Here is an 18,251-nt window from a genome sequence, read left to right on the forward strand (position 1 = left end):
GGGGACCTGTCCCGTCTACGCTGGCATGGACGATTCCACTGCGCTGTTCTCCCGCCTCCGCCCACGCCTGTTCGGCGTGGCCTACCGTATGCTCGGGTCTTCGCACGAAGCCGAGGACGTGGTGCAGGATGTCTGGCTGCGCTGGCATGGCGCCGACCCGTCACAGATCGAGAATCCCGAAGCCTGGCTGGTGGCCACCACCACCCGTCGCGCCATTGATGGCCTGCGCCTGGCACGGCATACGCGCGAACACTATGTCGGCATGTGGTTGCCCGAACCGCTGCTGACCGATGACACCAGCACCCCTGAATATGTGCTGGAAACCGCCAGCGATCTGTCGGTCGCCTTCCTAAGCGTGCTGGAGCGGTTGGCCCCGGATGCGCGTGCAGCCTTCCTGCTGCACGACGTGTTCGATCAGGACTACGCGGTGGTCGCGCGCACCCTGGACAAGACAGAAGCCGCCTGCCGGCAGATCGTACATCGCGCACGCCTGCAGCTCAGGCAGGAGCGCCCGCGCTACAACGTTCCGCAGGAGGTGCACCAGAAACTGCTGCGTCGTTTCGCCGAGGCCGTATCCAGCGGCGATTTCCGCACGATGAAGGCGCTGATGGCCGAGTCGGCCGAGCTGGTGGGTGACGGCGGCGGCATCGTCACCAGCTTCCCCAAGCCGATGGTCGGGGGCGCTCGCATTGCCCAGCTGCTGTATGCCCCGCACCTGCGGCGCAGCGCGCAATTGCGGATGGTGCCGGCCATGCTCAACGGACGGCTGGGACTGCTGCGCTACTTCGATGGCGAGCTGGAAGCGGCGATGGCCTTCGAGACCGATGGCGAACGGATCACGCAGATCCTGGTTCAGCGCAACCCGCACAAACTGCAGCGGCTGGCACTGCCTACCTCCATCCAGTAGATCCGCGCCCCGCGTGGATGGCATCCATTGTCGACCTCGTTCTTGCGGCATTCGACCGGGGCGCCGATGCGCCCCGGTCGTCAACGCCCGCCTGCGCAACGGCCGCAGGATCCGATCAGAAGTCCCAGAACACCGGCACCCAGCGGAAGGTCTCGCCCTCCAGCGACACCCGGCCCACTGACGGGAACGGAAGATGCGTGGCCACCAGCATTTCACCGGTGCCTGCCAGTTCCTTCAGCAGGGCGATGCGGACGCGCGCGGATTCCTCCGGGTCATGCTCGAAGCCGTTGTGCCAGTTCGGCTGGTCGAAGCCGACCGCGAACACCGCGTCACCGGCAAAGGTCAGGGCCTGCCCGGCAGACGCCACGCGCACCACGCAGTGGCCCGGGGTATGCCCACCGGTGCGGCGGGCCGTCACGCCCGGCGCGATCTGCTGTTCGTCCTGGAAGGTGTGCACGTAGCTGCTGTACTCGGCCCAGAAGTGCTTGGCCGTAGCGCGCAGCGCATCGGGGAACCCCTGCGGCATGTTGGTACGGCTGAAGTCCGGCGACTTCCAGAACTCCACCTCCGCCGCGGCCACGTGGATCTTCAGGTCCGGGCGCAGCTGTTCCTTCACGCCTTCAACCAGCAGCCCGCCGACGTGGTCCATGTGCATGTGGGTGATCACCACATCGGTGATTTCGCCCAGGTTGATACCGGCGGCACCGAGGCGGCGGATCAACTGGCCGGCGCGCGGCAGCTGCAGGTCCGGGTCCATGCCCAGGCCGGCATCGATGAGGATGGTGCGATCACCGCTGTGCACCACCATCACGTTCAATGCCCAGTCGAAGGCATCCTGCGGCAGGTACATCTCTTCGAACCATTCGGCACGGTCGGCGGCCGGTACGTTGTGGCCGAGCATCTGGGTGGGCAACGGCAGGACGCCATCGCTGATCACCAGCACTTCGACGTCGCCCACCTTGAGGGCGTAGCGCGAGGGCACCAGCTCATCGAGGGCGGGGGCAATGGGCGCAGCGGTGTTTTCCAGACTGAACATGAGGGATCTCCACGAAGGGCATTGGGCGGGCAGCGATGCAAGGCTGGCGCGAACGATTCCGGGCGCTTTCCCACGGCGCAGGGCGTGGCGTTGCCAGGGCACGGATGCCTGGCAGGCCAGCGCTGCAGGGTTCATGGGAAGACGGGCCACTGCGCAAGCGGTGGGCCCGGAACACGGCATATGCCGTGTGCGATCAGCCTAGGCAGCACACCGTTGCCGCGGTAGGCCCGTGGAGGGGGACGTGATGTTGCATTCCGGGAAGCAATGCGAATCACATACCCAGATCAGATAGCCCCGGATGATCATCGGGGCGGCGCCCCAGCGGCCAGTGGAACTTGCGGTCACTTTCCTTGATCGGCATGTCGTTGATGCACGAAAAGCGGCGTTGCATCAGGCCATCAGCGCCGAATTCCCAGTTCTCGTTTCCATAGGAACGGAACCAGTTGCCGGAGTCGTCATGCCACTCATAGGCGTAGCGCACGGCAATACGATTGTCGGTGAAGGCCCACAGCTCCTTGATCAGCCGGTACTCAAGCTCCTTGTTCCACTTGCGGGCCAGGAACTGCCGCGCTTCCTCGCGGCCATGGGTGAACTCGGCGCGGTTGCGCCACTCGGTGTCCAGTGAATAGGCCAGCGCAACTTTGTCGGCATCGCGGGTGTTCCAGCCATCCTCGGCCAGGCGCACTTTCTCGATGGCCGATTCAAGGGTGAATGGGGGAAGTGGTGGGCGGGGTGCTTCAGTGGACACGGTGGGGCCTCCAATCAAGTGGATGAACGGGGTGCTTCGACGGGTTTTGATGGCTCAGGCGTCAGCGCCTGGCCTGCTCCAACAACACCTTTGCAACATCCCTGGCAGTGTCTGCGGCGTTGTAGTCGCCCATCACGCGCGAGACGGTGATGGCGCCTTCCATGAGGACCAGCAGCTGCCGCGCCAGCGCTTCCGGCTGCTGGATGTCCAGTTGCGTGGTGAGTTCCAGCGTGTAATCCAGCAGCTTCTGCTTGTGATGTTTGGCGATGTGCCGAATCGGATCGTCGGGATCGCCAACCTCGCCTGCGGTGTTGATGAAGGCACAGCCGCGATAGCCCTCGGACTGGAACCAGCCCTTGAGCACGGTGAACATGCCGAGGATGCGTGCTTCTGCGGTGTCGGCCTTGTTGCACTCCTGCTGGAACCAGGTGAGCCAGCGCACGTCGCGCGCGTTCAATGCCGCAGCGGCCACCTGGTCCTTGTTTTCAAAGTGCCGGTAGATGCTCTTCCGGGCAACGCCGGAGGTCTTCACCAGCAGGTCCATGCCGGTGGCGTGGATCCCGTTCTGGTAGATCAGCGCCTCGGCGGTGGCCAGGATCTTGTCCGCGGTGTCGGTGCCGGTCTTGTGCATGGCCGCAAGGTAGAACGACCGTTCTACCTTGTCAACGGGCAATGGGTGGCGGTTTGTGTGTGCACAACCGTGCAAGACGATCTATCAAGAAATCCGGACAGTTCATCACCCAGGCGCCTGATTGCAGGCGCAAAGTACGCCTCACCACCCACCCATGAGAGTTTCCGCATGAACACCTTCGCCCGCACCCTGGCCATTGCCACCCTCGCCCTGTCGGTCCAGGCCGGCCTGTCCGCGCAGGCCGCCGAACCGGCCAAGCCGGCAGCAGTCACCAGCATCGCGCGCACAGCCAGCTACATCACCACCGCCGATGGCGTGCAGCTCTACTACAAGGACTGGGGCCCGAAGGACGGCCCGGTCGTTACCTTCAGCCACGGCTGGCCGTTGAACTCGGACAGCTGGGAATCGCAGATGATCTTCCTGGCCAACCACGGCTACCGCGTCATCGCCCATGACCGTCGTGGCCACGGCCGTTCCAGCCAGCCGTGGGATGGCAACGACATGGATCACTACGCCGATGACCTGGCCACGGTGATCAACACGCTCGACCTGCATGACGTCACCCTGGTGGGCTTCTCCACGGGCGGCGGCGAAGTGGCGCGCTACATCGGCCGCCATGGCACCGGCCGGGTGAAGAAGGCGGTGCTGATCAGCTCGGTGCCGCCGTTGATGCTGAAGACCGCCGATAACCCCAATGGCCTGCCGATGGAAGTGTTCGATGGCATCCGCAAGGCGCAGATGGACAACCGCGCGCAGCTGTACAAGGACATCCCGTCCGGCCCGTTCTACGGTTTCAACCGCCCGGGCGCAAAGGTGTCGCAGGGCCTGATCGATGCCTGGTGGGCGCAGGGCATGCAGGGGGGCCACAAGAACACCTACGATTCGATCGCCGCATTCTCGGCCACCGACTTCCGCGCCGACCTGAAAAAGTTCGATGTGCCAACGCTGGTGATCCACGGTGATGATGATCAGATCGTGCCGATCGACATCTCGGGCCGCCAGTCGGCGAAGCTGATCAAGGGCGCCAGGCTGATTGTGTACCCGGGTGCGCCGCATGGCCTGACCGACACCCACAAGGACAAGGTCAACCAGGATCTGCTGAGCTTCCTGCAGGAGAAGTGAGTAACCGGGGCTCCGGCATCGCGCCGGAGCCCGTCTCACATCAGAGTGTTTCTGCTCCGTCGCGTGTCCGTTCCCGACCAGAGCCGCCCCCCGTGCGGATTCGGACGATGCAGAATTTCATCCGGGCCCGGCTGCAAGGGCGTGGAAATGGCCATGCCAGAACCTCGGCACCTGGCAGTAATCCTCTGCCCCTCGTTCGCAAGATAACTCGGCTTTACACGGAGCGAGCGGGTAATCTGAAAATACGCGTTCATGAAGGCGGTCACGGTTAAGTCCGGGGAAAGTCCATACCTTCAATCTCGCTGCAACGTAATTGTTGAAAATGCGAGTGGATTCCGGGTGGGCCAACAATCAGCTGTGACATGGAGGTAGGGATGTGCACGGTATCTGGCAGGTCTTCAGCAAAGCTTGCGGCTCTCCTTTATCTGATAATTGCCTCCTGCATCGCCGCGATCATGCCGGTTGGCGCCAAAGAGGGCCGATCACTTGTGCTTGTCAGACTCTCACCTGAGCAGGGGGCGGTCCTGGCAACCGGGCTACTCAGGGGGGTGTTGAGGCCAATCAACGGCTGTGTCTACTTCGTGGATCCAGGTGGCACGGCATATCTTGCAGCATGGCCTCACGATTACTCGCTGGCCATAAAGGGGGGCGCTCCCGTAGGCGTGCAGGATGAACGATCGGGGGAAATAATGGAATTCGGAATCGCCGCATCATTCGGAGGGGGGCACGGCGGTGAATCGCTCCGTTCGAGTCTTGCTGCGTCCATTCCGGATGCCTGTACTGGCCCACTCATGACGATTCACTTGATGCGTCAGGCAAAGGAGCAGCCATGATCAATCTGCGCACGAAGCTATCCATGCGCGCTCTGGCATTGTCCGCACTCGGTGCGTTCGCATTCTCCCTGTACGGCCAGCCGGTAACTGGCAACCCCACGGCACACACCTACTCGCGAACGTTCAATGTATCTGAGGCCGAAGCAAAATACAGGTCGATGAAATCGATCTCTGCGGCAGGTCTGGAAGCCAGGATTCAGGCATCTGAGCCGGATACGTTTGGTGGCTTGTACGTTGAGCATGAGCCAGAATTCAAGGTCCAATCATAATGGGGCCATAGGCAGGTACATCCGTGCACGCAACCTTTCTCCAGGCCCTCTCAGCGTCGAAGGTGACAGCGGTGGACCGGTCTTTTCGAACAATGCGGCTGTCGGCGTCATTCACGGCCGGGGCGGTGAAGACACGGGATTTGAGAACGACCTGTTCTACATGCCCATCGAGCGGCTTTCAGCACTTGGTGTTTCCGTATTGACGGAGGCCTTTGAAGTTACCGGCATCGCAGATCGCGCAGAAAATTATTTCAGGCCATTTTCCGTTCCGGTTGCGTACAAGGGAGTTCCGAAGTTCCCGATAGAGTTGACGCTGGAGCGCCCCGTGTGCCCGAGCGGGCCCTGCGAACCCGCCACGGAAACATTGCCGGACAAGATGCCCTCCCCGCTCAACTACACATGGGCCTGCTTCTACCCCATCGTGCTCTATCCGCCTCCCGTCATTCCCCCTCCCCCGTTGACCTGGAGGGAGCGGATTACCTTGAAGGATGCGTCTGGAATCACCGCCGAGCCCGTTGAGTACAACCTGCACTGCAGTGGCTGCCCTGATTGTCCATAGCCCGCATCTGTTGATGAGTGCAGTGCTGGAACCACGTGCGTGGATTCTTCGTCAGCCGAGCATGGCTCGGCTCTACATAAGCGCCAGCTCCCTGGCAAGGAACGGCGCCGTCCTGCTGCCTTTGGCGCGAGCCACCTGTTGCGGCGTTCCTTTCGCGACGATGGTGCCCCCTGCCCCGCCAGCTCCGGGGCCTACGTCAATCACCCAGTCCGCCTGTGCAACCGCGCGCATGTCATGCTCGATCATCACCACCGTATTGCCCGCGTCCACCAGCCGCTGCAGCTGCAGCAGCAGCCTGTCTGCGTCCGACGCATGCAGGCCGGTAGTGGGTTCGTCCAATACGTACAGCGTGCGCCCGCGCTGGCTGCGCTGCAGCTCGGTGGCCAGCTTGATGCGTTGCGCCTCACCGCCGGAAAGCTCCGTGGCTGGCTGGCCCAGCCGCAGGTAGCCCAGGCCGATCTCCTGCAGCAACTGCAGCGGCCGGGCAATGGCCTCTTCCTCGCTGAAGAACGCATGCGCCTGGTCGACCGTCATCTGCAGGACCTCGGCGATGTTGCGGTCATTCCACTGCACCTTCAGCGTGGCTTCGTTGTAGCGGGCGCCATGACAGGTGGGGCACGGCGCATAGACGCTGGGCATGAACAGCAGCTCGACGCTGACGAAACCCTCGCCCTCGCAGGTCTCGCACCGGCCCTTGGCCACGTTGAACGAGAAGCGGCCGGCATCGAAACGGCGGCGGCGCGCGGCCGGCGTTGCGGCGAACAGCTTGCGCACGTGATCGAACAGCCCGGTATAGGTGGCCAGGTTGGAGCGCGGCGTGCGGCCGATTGGCTTCTGGTCGACCTGCACCACCCGCTGGATCGCGTCCATATCGCCTGCCAATGTGCCCCGCGTCGTTTCGATCACGGTCGGTCCGTCGGTGGGCGCGCTATCGGCGCGGTCGTCGGCAGGCTCATGCCCGAGGTGCAGCAGCAACAGCTCGGGCAGCGCCTGCGCCATCAGGCTGGATTTGCCTGAGCCGGAAATGCCGGTCACCGCCGTCAGTAGCCCCAGCGGCACCTGTGCGTCCACGCCCTGCAGGTTGTGGCGGTGGATGCCCTTCAGTTCCAGCCAGCTGTTCGCGCTGCGCTGGCGGCTGGCGGGTGCCGGCACCTGGTCGAACAGATACTGCGCCGTGCGCGACTCCTGGATCTGGCGCAGGCCGTCCGGCTCGCCGCTGTAGAGGACCTGGCCACCGTGCTCGCCTGCTTCCGGTCCAACATCGACCAGCCACTGTGCGCGGCGCATCAACTCCAGGTCATGTTCAACCACGAATACCGAGTTTCCGCCGTCGCGCAGCCGCTCAAGCGCGTCGTACAGCGCCTGGCTGTCGGCAGGATGCAGGCCGGCCGAGGGTTCATCGAGCACATACAGCACGCCAAACAGCAACGAGCTGAGCTGGGTGGCCAGCCGCAGGCGCTGCAGTTCGCCGGCCGACAGGGTTGGCGTGGCGCGGTCCAGCGAGAGGTACCCCAGGCCCAGGTCACGCAATTGCCGTACACGGGCCATGACCCCGCCTGCCAGTCGTTGTGCTGCCAAGCGCTTCTCTTCGGACAGGGCGGAGGTCAGCCGCACGTCGGGGGCACCCTCGTGAGTCGCCTGGCCACTCGCGGCCCTCCGGGCGCGATCGCGGGGTGTCGCGCTCCTGTTGGTGCGAGCGCCCGTGCTGTGCGCGCCGAAATCACCTTGTGCGATGGGCTCCAGCAGCGCCGCCAGCTGGTCCAGCGGCAGCCGCATGAACTCACCGATATCCACCCCGGCAAAGGTGACCGAGAGCGCCTCCGGCTTCAGGCGCTTTCCGTGGCACGCCGGGCACAACCGGCCTTCCATGTAGCGCGATACGCGCTTGCGCATCAGCGCGCTCTGGGTATTGGCAAAGGTGTGCAGCACGTAGCGGCGCGCGCCGGTATAGGTGCCCATGTAGCTGGGCTCCTGCTTGCGCTTGAGCGCGGCACGCGTCTCTGCGGGCGTGAACCCGGCATAGACCGGCACGCTGGGCGCGTCTTCGGTGAACAGGATCCAGTCCCGGTCCTTCTTCGGCAGCGTCTTCCACGGTACGTCGATGTCGTAGCCGAGCGTGACCAGGATGTCGCGCAGGTTCTGGCCATGCCATGCCGGCGGCCAGGAGGCGATGGCGCGATCGCGGATGCTCAGCGAGGGGTCCGGAACCATCAGCGCTTCGGTCACTTCGTAGACATGCCCCAGGCCATGGCAGGTGGTGCAGGCGCCCTGCGGCGTGTTGGGTGAGAAGTCCTCGGCATACAGCATGGGCTGGTTGGCCGGGTACGCACCCGCACGCGAGTACATCATGCGCACCAGGCTGGACAGGGTGGTCACGCTGCCCACTGACGAGCGCGCATTGCTGGCCCCGCGCTGTTGCTGCAGGGCCACCGCCGGCGGCAGCCCGTCGATGGCATCCACATCGGGCACGCCCGCCTGGTCGATCAGGCGCCTGGCATACGGCGCAACAGACTCAAAGTAGCGCCGCTGCGCCTCAGCGAAGACAGTACCGAAGGCCAACGACGACTTGCCCGAACCCGACACCCCGGAGAACACCACCAGTGCATTGCGTGGGATGGAGACGTCGACATTCTTGAGGTTGTGCTCGCGTGCGCCGCGCACCTCGACGCAACCGCTGGCGGCGGCAGCACATGACGACTCACCAAAGGGGGTATTGGACATCGTAACGATCCTGCAGGCAGTGAGTGGCGCGCGCCTGGGCGCGCCCAGTGGCTCATTCTCGCTGCTGAGAGGTGAATTCGGCGAGGGCGGCCACGGTGACAGCCTGCATGATCCCGTGCGCCTCGCCCTCCGCCCTACCCTCGCTGCAGCACTACCACCCACACCCCCATCAGGGCACTCCCCGCCAGCAGACTCAGCCACACCCGCCCAACACTACGGGCACTGAAGACGCCCACAGCAATGGCAATGAACAGCACGAACCCCAGCAGTGAACTGGCCAGGACCGAAACGGCTGTCCTTACCCCCACCAGCACGGGCAACAACAACGCCAGTGCCGTGGCAGTAACGGCGGTGAACAGGTATCCGCCCAACGAGGCGGCCAGCACTCGGCTCGCCACCTGCCAGCGATAGGCCGGTTCCCGCCTGGCCGGAGGCTTGGCAGGGCGCGCCGCCTCCTGCGCCCGGGGCCAACGGCGCTGCAGCATCAGGGCCATTCTTGCCAGCATCAGCCCGAATGCCAGTGCGACCAGCTCCACGCCGGCCTGCTGCCATGCGCCCCGCTGCAGATACATCAGCAGCCCCTGCCCGGTGGTTGCCAGATTCACCAGCGGCAGTGCCAGGCACAGTGCTGCGGCCAGCCACAACTGCTCGATCCAGGCCAGGCGCGGTGGGCGCCAAAGCGCATGCAGCACCGAGGCCGCGCAGGTCAAAAGGAAAATGCGTATTTCCCACGCACTGCGACCGCTCATTTCCAATGGCAGCAACCGATTGCCATACAGGTAGACGATGCTTGCCAGCGCCACCCCAGCCAGCGATGCGACGTTGAACGCTTCCACGCAGCGGTAGATGCCCGCCGTGGCCGCGCCGAACTCATGCTCGCTGCGCTTGCGCCGCTTGATCGAGAACAGCAGCGTGCCGATGGCGATCATCGCCGTGCCCAGCAGGCCGCTGATGAAGTACAGCCACTTCATCGGCCAGCCGCCGAAATCGGCCTTGTGCAGTGCTTCGATCGTCTCATGCACCTGCACCGCGCCAATCGCATGCGGCTGTGCGCCATGCTGTTGCAGCAGCGTGCCGCTGGCAGCATCGAACGCCGCCCGGCTGGCCTCGGTCAGCAGATGCCTGTCCGCACCCCCCTCGGGCTTGCGACCGATCACCTCCACCACGCTGTGCACGGTGCCGGGCGCCTGGATCACGATCAATGCCGGCGGCTGCCCGCTGATGGCCTGCGCGCGTGCCAGCAGGTGCTGCAGGTCTGGCAGTTGCGCGGTGGATACCAGGATGCCGGGCGGCGCTGGCTGCATAGGCGCCAGCTCGGCTTCATAGCGCGCATAGGCGTCATCAGCATCGCCATAGGCCGCATGCACCGGCCACGGCAGATAGCTGCTGTAGAAGAAGGTCAGCCCCGTGTAGCCGATCATGAACAGGAACGGCAGGGTCAGCACGGCACTCAGGTTGTGCGCATCCAGCCAGCTGCGCTGTCCCTTGCCCGGGCGAAAGGTGAAGAAGTCCTTGAAGATGCGTTTATGCACCACCACGCCGGACACCAGCGCCAGCAGCATGCAGGCGGTGATCCAGCCGACCAGCCAGTAGCCGGCCATTCCGCCGTGCAGGGTGTAATGGAAGGACATGAAGTGGCGCCCGCCTTCGGTTTCCCGAAGACGAGGTGGAGGCTGTGGCATGCCGGTGCCGGCATCCACCCAGCGTTCGTGCGCGGTGCCGTCGCCACCCTCCCATGACAGCTCCAGTGGCCAGCCCGGCTGGGCAGGCCAACGGATCTGCCATTCCCGGGCATCGGCGGCGTTGGCAGCCAGCCAGTGCTGCGCACGTACCGCCTGCATTCCCGTGTCCACCGCCGGCGAGGAGGCCGGCACGGGGCCGGCCTCCATCCATCGCGTGATCGGCTCACGGAACACGCTGAGCGTGCCGGTCAGGAAGATCGCGCACAGCAGCCAGCCACAGGTGAGGCCGCACCAGGTGTGCAGCCACGACATGCTCTGCCGGAAGCCCGCTTTCATGCCTGCCCCGTGGCGGGCAGGCCGTTGCCCCGCCGGTTGCGGAAGGTCACAGCGAGCCGCGCAGCGTCAGCATCACATTGCGGGGTTCGCCAAAGAAGTTGCCGCGGCGGATCTGGCTGATCATCGCGTAGTAGCGGGTGTCGAACAGGTTGGCTACGTTGACGCCCACGCTCCAGCGCGGATTGATCCGGTAGCCGGCACGTAGGTCCCACACGGCACGTCCCGCTGCGCCCATGCGCCAGTCCGGGTCGTCGTAGGCCGGATAGGAATAGCTGCTCTGTGCCGATACACCACCGCCCACGGAGAACGCGTTCCACTTGCCCGGCAGCTGGTAGGACGTCGACAGGCGCAGCAGATGGCGGGGCGTCTCGGCGCTGATGGTCGCGCCCTCATCGTCGCGGCTGGTGACGTGGGTATAGCCCGCCATCATCTGCCAGCCCGGCGCCAGTTCGCCGCTGGCCTCCAGCTCAAAGCCATTGCTGCGCAGCTTGCCGCCATTGCGGTAGCAATCGGACGACGCCAGCGAGCCACGGCAGCTGCCCGGGTCGGATTCGTCCACCACGGCGTTGCCGGTCTTGCGGATGGAGAACACTGCAGCGGAGAGATTCAGGCGGCCATCGTTCAACTCACCCTTCACGCCCAGCTCGTAGTTGGCGCCGATGGCCGGATCCAGCACCGAGCCGGACGCGGTGACGTACGAGCTCTGCGGCTGGAAGGTATCGGCGTAGCTGGCATAGACCGACCATTGCGGACCCAGGTCGTAGACAAGGCCGGCGTACGGGGTGAATTCGTGCTTCTGTTCGTAGTCGCGGCTCTTGGCGCCGGTGAAGCCATCGCTGGACTGGTACTTCACCCAGCTCAGCCGGCCACCCAGCGTGAGGTGCAGCGGTTCTGCCAGCTGCAGGCGCAGGTTGCTGTACACGCCGCTCTGCTGGGCGCGGGCGTTTTCCGACCAGTCCCACGCGGGCTGGAGGGGCTGTGGAATGGCGCTGTGGTCCGGTGCGTAGACATCGATCGGCACGTCGATGGCCAGGTCCGCCGAGCTCTGGCGGGTACGCTGGCGCGACCACATCGCGCCCAGCAGCAGCTGATGGCTGCGGCCGAAGGCGTCGAAACTGCCGGTGGTGTGCAGGTCGATGCCATCACTACGCACGCGCGAGCGGTTGAAATAGATGTCATAGAAGCGCGCACCGATGCCGGTGGCGCGGTCCACCCCGCCCAGCGGAACCGCGACACGCTGGTCCAGGTCCGACTCGGTGCGGTTCACCGACAGGCGTGCCTTCCAGCGTTCGTTGAAGCGGTGCTCCGCCTCTGCAAAGGCTTCGTCGACGGAGCCCTCCTGCCGGTTCCAGTCCTGGATGAGCGAGGTGGAACGCTTGATGTCCAGCGCACCGCCATCGGTGTAGCGCGGCAGGCCGAACAGCCAGTAGCCGTCGGTGTCACTGGCCTGATGGCGCAGGCCAAAGGTGAGCGTGGTGTCCTGGCCCAGGTCGGCATCGATCACGCCGTAGGCGACTGGAGTCTTCGATGAGGTGCCGCGCTGGAAGTAGTCGCGGTCCTGGTAGGCGGCGACGAGTCGGCCACGTACCGTGCCAGCGGCATTGAGCGGGCCGCCACCGTCGACCTCGAGGCGATAGCTGTCCCACGAGCCCAGCGTGGCCGCCAGATCCAGATGGGCCTGGTCGCGCGGGCGCTTGCGCACCATGTTGATCGCCCCGCTGGGGTCGGCCGCGCCGAGCATCATGCCACCGGCACCGCGCAGCACTTCAACCCGTTCCAGCACGGCGGTGTCGATCGGCAGCCAGCCCACCGGGGCATAGACAATGCCGGCCACGCCATCGACCAGATAGTTGCTGTCGTCCACGGTGAAGCTGCGGATCGAGAACTTGTGGTTGCCGAAGTTGCGGGCGGTCTTGGTCACACCCGTGGTCTGCGCCAGCGCTTCGTCCAGCGTGGTGAGGTTGCGGTCGTCCAGCTGCTGGCGGGTGATCACGCTGACCGACTGCGGGGTCTGGCGGATGCTCTGCCCCAGCTTGCCCAGGCTCAGCTCACGTGCCGTGTAAGCGCCATCGCTTGGGGCATTGGCGGTGACGTTCACCGTCTGCAGGGTGGTCTGGGCCTCCTTGCTGCGCGCAGGTGTTGCTGCTTCCTGGGCCAGGGTGAACACGCCCGGACGGGTGGCATTGACACGCACGCCACTCCCCTCCAGCAGGCGCGCCAGTGCCTCCTGCGGCGTGTAGCTGCCGGTCAAGGCCGGGGCGCGACGGCCCGCCACCGCCGATTCGCTGAACAGCACCTGCTGCCGGGACTGCTCGGAAAAGCGGCGCAGTGCGGCATCCAGCGGTTGCGCCGGAATATTGAACTGCACGCGTGCAGCCGGCTGCGACTGTGCAATGGCCGGCGCTGCCAGCGCGCTGGAAATGCACAGTGCCAGCAACGGCAGCCGCTTGGCGTGTACCCCCGTAGAGAACGCGCCAGCAACAAGTGCGCGCTTGATCTTCATGTACCCCATTACCGCTCCATCATGCTTGGCCGCTACTGGCCTCACTGGGGTAAACGGAAAATGGCGGTGGGGTGGGAACCCGCGCCGGAAGAAATAGTCGCTCCGGCGTCAGCGGGTCACAGGCCGTTCGTCGATGCGATAGCCGCCCTGGGCAGTACGGGTCACCTGCACCGGCAACAGATCCGGCAGCGCTTCCAGGAAGGTGGCCGGGGCGTCGGTGGCTGCGTAGCCGGAGACCGGCAGGAACTTCAGCCCTGGCTGGCCCAACGTGACGGGATGGCCCAGATACTGCCCCACCTCCTGCGCCACTTCGTCCAGCGGCGTGCGCCGGAACACCAGGCGTCCATTGCGCCAACCGCCAATGCTGTCTGCGTTTGCGGCGATGGGGCGATAAGCAGCGGTGAGCGTGGTAACGGCCAAGCCCTGTTCGGCGCGCAGGCTGACCGGCGAGGCACCTTCGGCGCGATCCGGCTGCACCCGCACCTGTCCATGCAGCACCTTGACCACGACTTCGCCCGGCCCATTGCGCACATTGAAGGCCGTGCCGACCACCGTCACCCGGCTGCGCTGGGCATCAACGGTGAAGGGCCGGTCGGCCGCCGGGGCGACCTCGAAGAACGCCTCGCCCTGGCTGAGCACCACTTCACGGCGGGATCGATAGAAATGCACGGCCAGCGTGCTGCGTGCATTGAGCGAAATCCGTGAGCCGTCCGGCAATTGCAGATCACGTATCTCGCCCGCGCCGGTGGCCACGTCCTGTACGTAGCTGGGCGCGGCGTACCAACCGTAGCCGACGTACCCCAAGGCCAGCATCGCCACGGCCGCAGCCGCCGCAACGCGTGGCAGGCGCCACGACCGTGCACGCCGCGCCGCCCTGCCCCGCCGTGGAGCGGCAGGTGCAGGTACTGCTGGGGCGATCACCGCATGCGGGTCCGAGGCCAGCACGGGGCGCGGCAACTGGCCGAGGTCGTGCCAGGTTCTGGCCACGTCGGCGAACGCCTGTCGGTGCGCTTCGCTCTCGGCCAGCCAGTGCTGCAGGGCCGCCTCTTCTTGCGGTTGCCAGTCCGCATCCTGCCGCCGCACCATCCACGCGGCGGCCGCCTCATGCAGGGCAAACGGGTCGGAACCTGCGGCAGAAGGGAGATCGGTCATCGGCAGGGAAAATCAGCATCGATGGCAGGCGCCAACGCCTCGCCCGCCTTGATCGGGCGATGCAGTTCCTGCATCTGTGCCAGAGACGCATAGCGTACCCGCACTTCGCAGTAGGCAACCGCTCGCGACAGATGCTTGACCACCATGCGGCGGGAGATCTGCATGCGAGCGGCCACGTCCTCCTGGGTCAGGCCATCGAAGCGGCAGAGCACGAAGGCCTCGCGTTGACGTTCCGGCAGCTCGGCCAGCGCTTCTCGCAGGCGCTCCAGGCGCTGCCGCTGGGCGCTGAGCTGCAACGGGCACTGTGATTCATCGCTGGTGATGGCCTGGCCCGCATCCTCGGCATCTGCCAGTGGCAGGGTCTGGAGACGGCGGCCTGCGGTGTGCTCACGATATTCATCGGCCACGGTGTTCATCACCGTCCGCCGGAAATAGGCACCTTGCTGGTCGCACGACGCCAGTGCTGGGTTTGCCGCCAGCCACTTGACTGCACCGTCGTGCAGGGCGTCCTCACCGTCTGCACCTCTGACACGCGCAAGGCTGCGCAGGATGGGCCCGCGCCAACGGGCATAGGCTTTTGCAAGGAGGTTTCCGCCCGTTGGCGAGGCGTCTTCCGGAATGCCCGGCTCCGTGGAAGAGGCCCGTTCCGCGTTGCTGCCCGTGCCCCGGCCTAGCGTGGACACATCACCCCCAGGGCGAATGCCTGCGGTCTGCACAGGTGGGGCGGGGAATTCACGTTGGGAGCCGGAGTTCTGGCCGCCATAGGCGGCGCAAGGAGTGGGATGTCGCAAGTGTAGTGAGAGTCATTTGCAATTGGAACTCCCTACCCCCTCCCTTTCCTGCAGCCGCGGTTCGGATGAGGCCTGGGAACCGGGGTGAAGCGCACGGCAGTTGCGCCCTCCGGGAAGCTGCCGTGATCGCACCATTGGCGCGATGAACTCCACCGCCTCAATCGCGAACCGGCCTGCAAGCGCCTTGGCGTGACCGTCCGGGGTGTAGCTTTTCCGGATGTCCCTCATATCGGCTTCGTCGGCGAGCAGCAGCAGTGCTACCTGCCTGCCAGTGCCTGCGTCGATCGCCTCGATCTCGAGGGAAAGCTGCCCCTTGCTCACCGGTCCCATCAGGACCGATGTGGCAATGTTCAGGCCGACAGACACCTCCTTTACCGAGGTGATCCTTGCAAGCAGCAACAGCCCCGTTCCCGGCCGCCCTGCCCCACTCCAGCCCAGGCGCCTGTCGATCTGCCGCTGCAGCTGACTGCTTACGGCAGCCTTGAGGCGATCACCGACGCCCGGGCTCAGCGTTGCAGCCACCTCTGGCATCAGCAGGACGGGGGCGAGAGTCACCGTCTGGAAGTGCCCGTGCGTGCTGCCCGCTGGCACGATCTCCATCCGACGCTCCCCGTGGATGCTGAGACCTGCATAGGTCCTGGCCTGGTTTGACCTGACCACATGCACCGGACTGCATGCGGCCAGCAACAGCATTCCCACTCCTGCGAGGAGCCGCGGAACCCGCCGCCACAAGCTGCCTTTCGCGGCGCGTCCGGAACCGGATGTTCTGGCCAGAGTGGCAGTTCGATCGCCGCCTGATGAATGACTACGGCAGCAGGGAATTGCAGAGTGCATGACTTTCGCAGGTTGAGTGGAACGGAATCAATCGAGGTCGAACATCCCCCATGTGCGGGGCTCGCCTTGGCCGGTCCGGAATGCCGGGCCCGACGATTGCAGGGTGTCGGCAGGATGTCGGCAATCACCAATGCAACATGTGCTTCGGATCGAACAGCACGCACGACACTGCCATGATGATCACGACAAGCACCGCGAATCCTGTGGCAATGGCGCCTCTGAGAAATCCAATCCGGATGAGGATGTGCTTCAACAGGGCCACCTCGCCAAGCAGCAGGACAAAGAGAAGTCCTGCTTGTGCTGCGGCAAGCAGCGCATAGATCAGTGCCCAGCACCCCCATGCGATGGCCGCCACACGAATGACGGACGCCGGAACGTCCATCAGCAGCCCCACCACGATCAGCATCGTCACCGCAATGGTGATCGTGCGCATGTTCTCAGCCACGTTCTTCAACGTGGCGCCTTCCCGCGCCAATCGATCGACCTCAAGGAATCTCGCCGCGAGTTTCGATTCAAACAGCCGTATGCGCTTCATGGTTCTACCCAGGTGAAGGAGGGGTGGCTGGAGAGGACTGCACACGCACTGGTGCAATGGACTACAGACGCGCAACCACCACCGGCAGCACGGCCCGGCGGCAGCCCCGACGTCATTGGGTGGCCCGGTCTCTACCGATGGCTACCCGCCGTGCTGGAATCAGGGTGGATGCTGTCTACCTGGATTCCCGGAACTCGGTTGGCAGGCAACCCGCCCAACGCTTGAATGCGCGGCGGAATGCACGGGCGTCGGAGTATCCAACCGCGTCTGCAACTTCGGCGATGCTCAACTCTGAGTTCAGCAGGAGATCGCGGGCCCGCTCATACCGGGCCTCATCGCGGAGTTCCCGATAACTCGAATCCTGGCGATTGAGCCGGCGCCTGAGCGTTCTCTCGCTTACATTGATCAGGCTTGCGAGTTCGCTCTGCCGGGTGGTCGTCTCGATGTCGCACCGCAGGTGGCTCGACAGCGATTCGACAATCTCATTGCGCACGCCCCGCATTGGCAGCAGCGTGTCGAGCTGGTCGCGTACGATCTTCGAGTTGATCCGGTCGAAGCCTGGTAGCCGCACACTCAACCAGTGTGAGTCGAAGGTCAGGCGGTTGATCCCTGCATCAAAGCGCACCGGGCACTGGAAGAACCGCCGGTAGACGTCCGGATCGGAGGGCTTGGGTAGGGAAAAGTCGACCCGTAGCGGTGCAAAGGAGGGGCCAATTAGGTACCTGCTGACGGCGACGAACCCAGCGAATGCATCCTCCACAAGAACGGATTCCAGCTGGATATCAAAGCGCCGGAATCGGACCTCCATCCGGATTTCACGACCCGCTTCCTCGATCGTGTGAATCAGCATGGCGCCGATTGCCTGCTGGTGGCTGAGCCCATAGTTCAGGGCTTCTCCATAGGTCTCGCAGGTGAGCATCGCCAGGCCGGGAACACCCCAGGAGATGGGTGTCTGCCGGGCTCCGAGGGCGAGGCCGAGCGCCGGTTCGCCCAACAGCCGCTCCGCGCGCATGAACAACTGACGCATCTGGCGGTAAGACAGTCTTACATCTCTCATCGAGAGATCACGGTATGTGAACCCAAGCCCGCGGCAGAGCTCTTCCGGCGAGAAACCACGCTCCTCAACAAGCCCAAGGATGGCTCTAGCGCCAGTGGGCACTATATCGGCGATCTGCGATTCAAGCGTTGAACCGGGATCGCCGGAGGGATGCAGAGACGATGCGTCCAACGCGAGTTCCTCACCGGGCTCACGCCAGTCCATGGAGGTCGGCAGATTCTTGGAGATGGCAGCCATCACGTTTCGAAGGGGCGTTTCGCAGTCCCCATAGTCGTCCCGTGGGGGACTGATTTCAATGCAGGAGGCCGTGCGTGGCCTAAACGGCCCCCCGCGTGTCCGGTAATGCTCCTGATGGATCCGGATGATGATCCAGCGTCGATGTGACTGACTGGCTTCAGGTGGGACTGCGTTGTCCGGATGGCCGCTTTGAGTGCGCCGCCTGTCCCAGATGACCTGTACGAGCCCCGGTATGTCCGGAAGTGTCCTGTTCGTGGTCCAGGTGTCCCCCTAAATTTACGCCGCCTGCAGACCTGAC

15 protein-coding genes are annotated in these 18,251 nt (G+C 64.8%); 4 read left to right on the forward strand and 11 right to left on the reverse strand.

Annotation, left to right across the window (positions count from 1 at the left end; all coding sequences use genetic code 11):
* Window positions 1–25 precede the first annotated feature (25 nt).
* A complete protein-coding gene (locus MG068_RS10650) occupies window positions 26–907 on the forward strand; it encodes an RNA polymerase sigma-70 factor (RefSeq protein ID WP_049422314.1) in 882 nt (293 codons plus the stop codon).
* Window positions 908–1,022: 115 nt separating this feature from the next.
* On the opposite strand, the gene MG068_RS10655 is transcribed toward MG068_RS10650, so the two are convergent.
* From MG068_RS10655 to MG068_RS10665, 3 genes are all read right to left on the reverse strand, one after another.
* On the reverse strand, window positions 1,023–1,943 hold the full coding sequence (locus tag MG068_RS10655) for an MBL fold metallo-hydrolase (protein ID WP_012511063.1): 921 nt from the start codon (window positions 1,941–1,943) through the stop codon (window positions 1,023–1,025).
* A 271-nt stretch (window positions 1,944–2,214) separates the two neighbouring features.
* Complete coding sequence (locus tag MG068_RS10660) at window positions 2,215–2,691, reverse strand: nuclear transport factor 2 family protein (protein WP_132810125.1); 477 nt, start codon at window positions 2,689–2,691, stop codon at window positions 2,215–2,217.
* A gap of 61 nt (window positions 2,692–2,752) precedes the next feature.
* Window positions 2,753–3,322: a TetR/AcrR family transcriptional regulator gene (locus tag MG068_RS10665; RefSeq protein WP_132810126.1), complete on the reverse strand. Its 570-nt coding sequence runs from the start codon at window positions 3,320–3,322 to the stop codon at window positions 2,753–2,755.
* Window positions 3,323–3,490: 168 nt separating this feature from the next.
* Between MG068_RS10665 and MG068_RS10670 the strand changes: the two genes are divergently transcribed.
* From MG068_RS10670 to MG068_RS10680, 3 genes are all read left to right on the forward strand, one after another.
* Window positions 3,491–4,444 (forward strand): alpha/beta fold hydrolase, encoded by a 954-nt coding sequence (locus MG068_RS10670; protein ID WP_132810127.1) that lies wholly within the window; start codon window positions 3,491–3,493, stop codon window positions 4,442–4,444.
* An 829-nt stretch (window positions 4,445–5,273) separates the two neighbouring features.
* Window positions 5,274–5,546 (forward strand): hypothetical protein, encoded by a 273-nt coding sequence (locus MG068_RS10675; RefSeq protein WP_132810128.1) that lies wholly within the window; start codon window positions 5,274–5,276, stop codon window positions 5,544–5,546.
* The gene (locus MG068_RS10680; protein WP_132810129.1) at window positions 5,518–6,105 is read left to right on the forward strand and encodes a chymotrypsin family serine protease; all 588 of its coding nucleotides are present in this window, start codon (window positions 5,518–5,520) and stop codon (window positions 6,103–6,105) included. Before MG068_RS10675 ends, MG068_RS10680 begins: the two co-directional genes overlap by 29 nt.
* Before the next feature lie 72 nt (window positions 6,106–6,177).
* Here MG068_RS10680 and MG068_RS10685 read toward each other — a convergent pair whose 3' ends face one another.
* The 8 genes from MG068_RS10685 to MG068_RS10720 all read right to left on the reverse strand — a co-directional run bounded on the left by MG068_RS10685 (window position 6,178) and on the right by MG068_RS10720 (window position 17,953).
* Complete coding sequence (locus tag MG068_RS10685) at window positions 6,178–8,826, reverse strand: excinuclease ABC subunit UvrA (RefSeq protein ID WP_132810130.1); 2,649 nt, start codon at window positions 8,824–8,826, stop codon at window positions 6,178–6,180.
* Window positions 8,827–8,960: 134 nt separating this feature from the next.
* Window positions 8,961–10,844: a PepSY-associated TM helix domain-containing protein gene (locus MG068_RS10690; RefSeq protein WP_132810131.1), complete on the reverse strand. Its 1,884-nt coding sequence runs from the start codon at window positions 10,842–10,844 to the stop codon at window positions 8,961–8,963.
* A 46-nt stretch (window positions 10,845–10,890) separates the two neighbouring features.
* Window positions 10,891–13,347 (reverse strand): TonB-dependent siderophore receptor, encoded by a 2,457-nt coding sequence (locus MG068_RS10695; protein ID WP_240792133.1) that lies wholly within the window; start codon window positions 13,345–13,347, stop codon window positions 10,891–10,893.
* 108 nt (window positions 13,348–13,455) lie between these two features.
* Window positions 13,456–14,499, reverse strand: a complete 1,044-nt coding sequence (locus tag MG068_RS10700) for a FecR family protein (protein WP_132810133.1) — start codon at window positions 14,497–14,499, stop codon at window positions 13,456–13,458.
* On the reverse strand, window positions 14,496–15,182 hold the full coding sequence (locus MG068_RS10705) for an RNA polymerase sigma factor (protein WP_132810134.1): 687 nt from the start codon (window positions 15,180–15,182) through the stop codon (window positions 14,496–14,498). The genes MG068_RS10700 and MG068_RS10705 overlap by 4 nt, the downstream gene beginning before the upstream one ends.
* A gap of 120 nt (window positions 15,183–15,302) precedes the next feature.
* Window positions 15,303–15,983: a DUF3313 family protein gene (locus MG068_RS10710; RefSeq protein ID WP_132810135.1), complete on the reverse strand. Its 681-nt coding sequence runs from the start codon at window positions 15,981–15,983 to the stop codon at window positions 15,303–15,305.
* 265 nt (window positions 15,984–16,248) lie between these two features.
* A complete protein-coding gene (locus MG068_RS21235) occupies window positions 16,249–16,659 on the reverse strand; it encodes a hypothetical protein (protein ID WP_240792134.1) in 411 nt (136 codons plus the stop codon).
* Window positions 16,660–16,834: 175 nt separating this feature from the next.
* On the reverse strand, window positions 16,835–17,953 hold the full coding sequence (locus tag MG068_RS10720; RefSeq protein ID WP_223276797.1) for an AraC family transcriptional regulator: 1,119 nt from the start codon (window positions 17,951–17,953) through the stop codon (window positions 16,835–16,837).
* Window positions 17,954–18,251: the final 298 nt, after the last annotated feature.

It is taken from the genome of Stenotrophomonas sp. ASS1 (genome assembly GCF_004346925.1).
Lineage (GTDB): Bacteria > Pseudomonadota > Gammaproteobacteria > Xanthomonadales > Xanthomonadaceae > Stenotrophomonas > Stenotrophomonas maltophilia_A.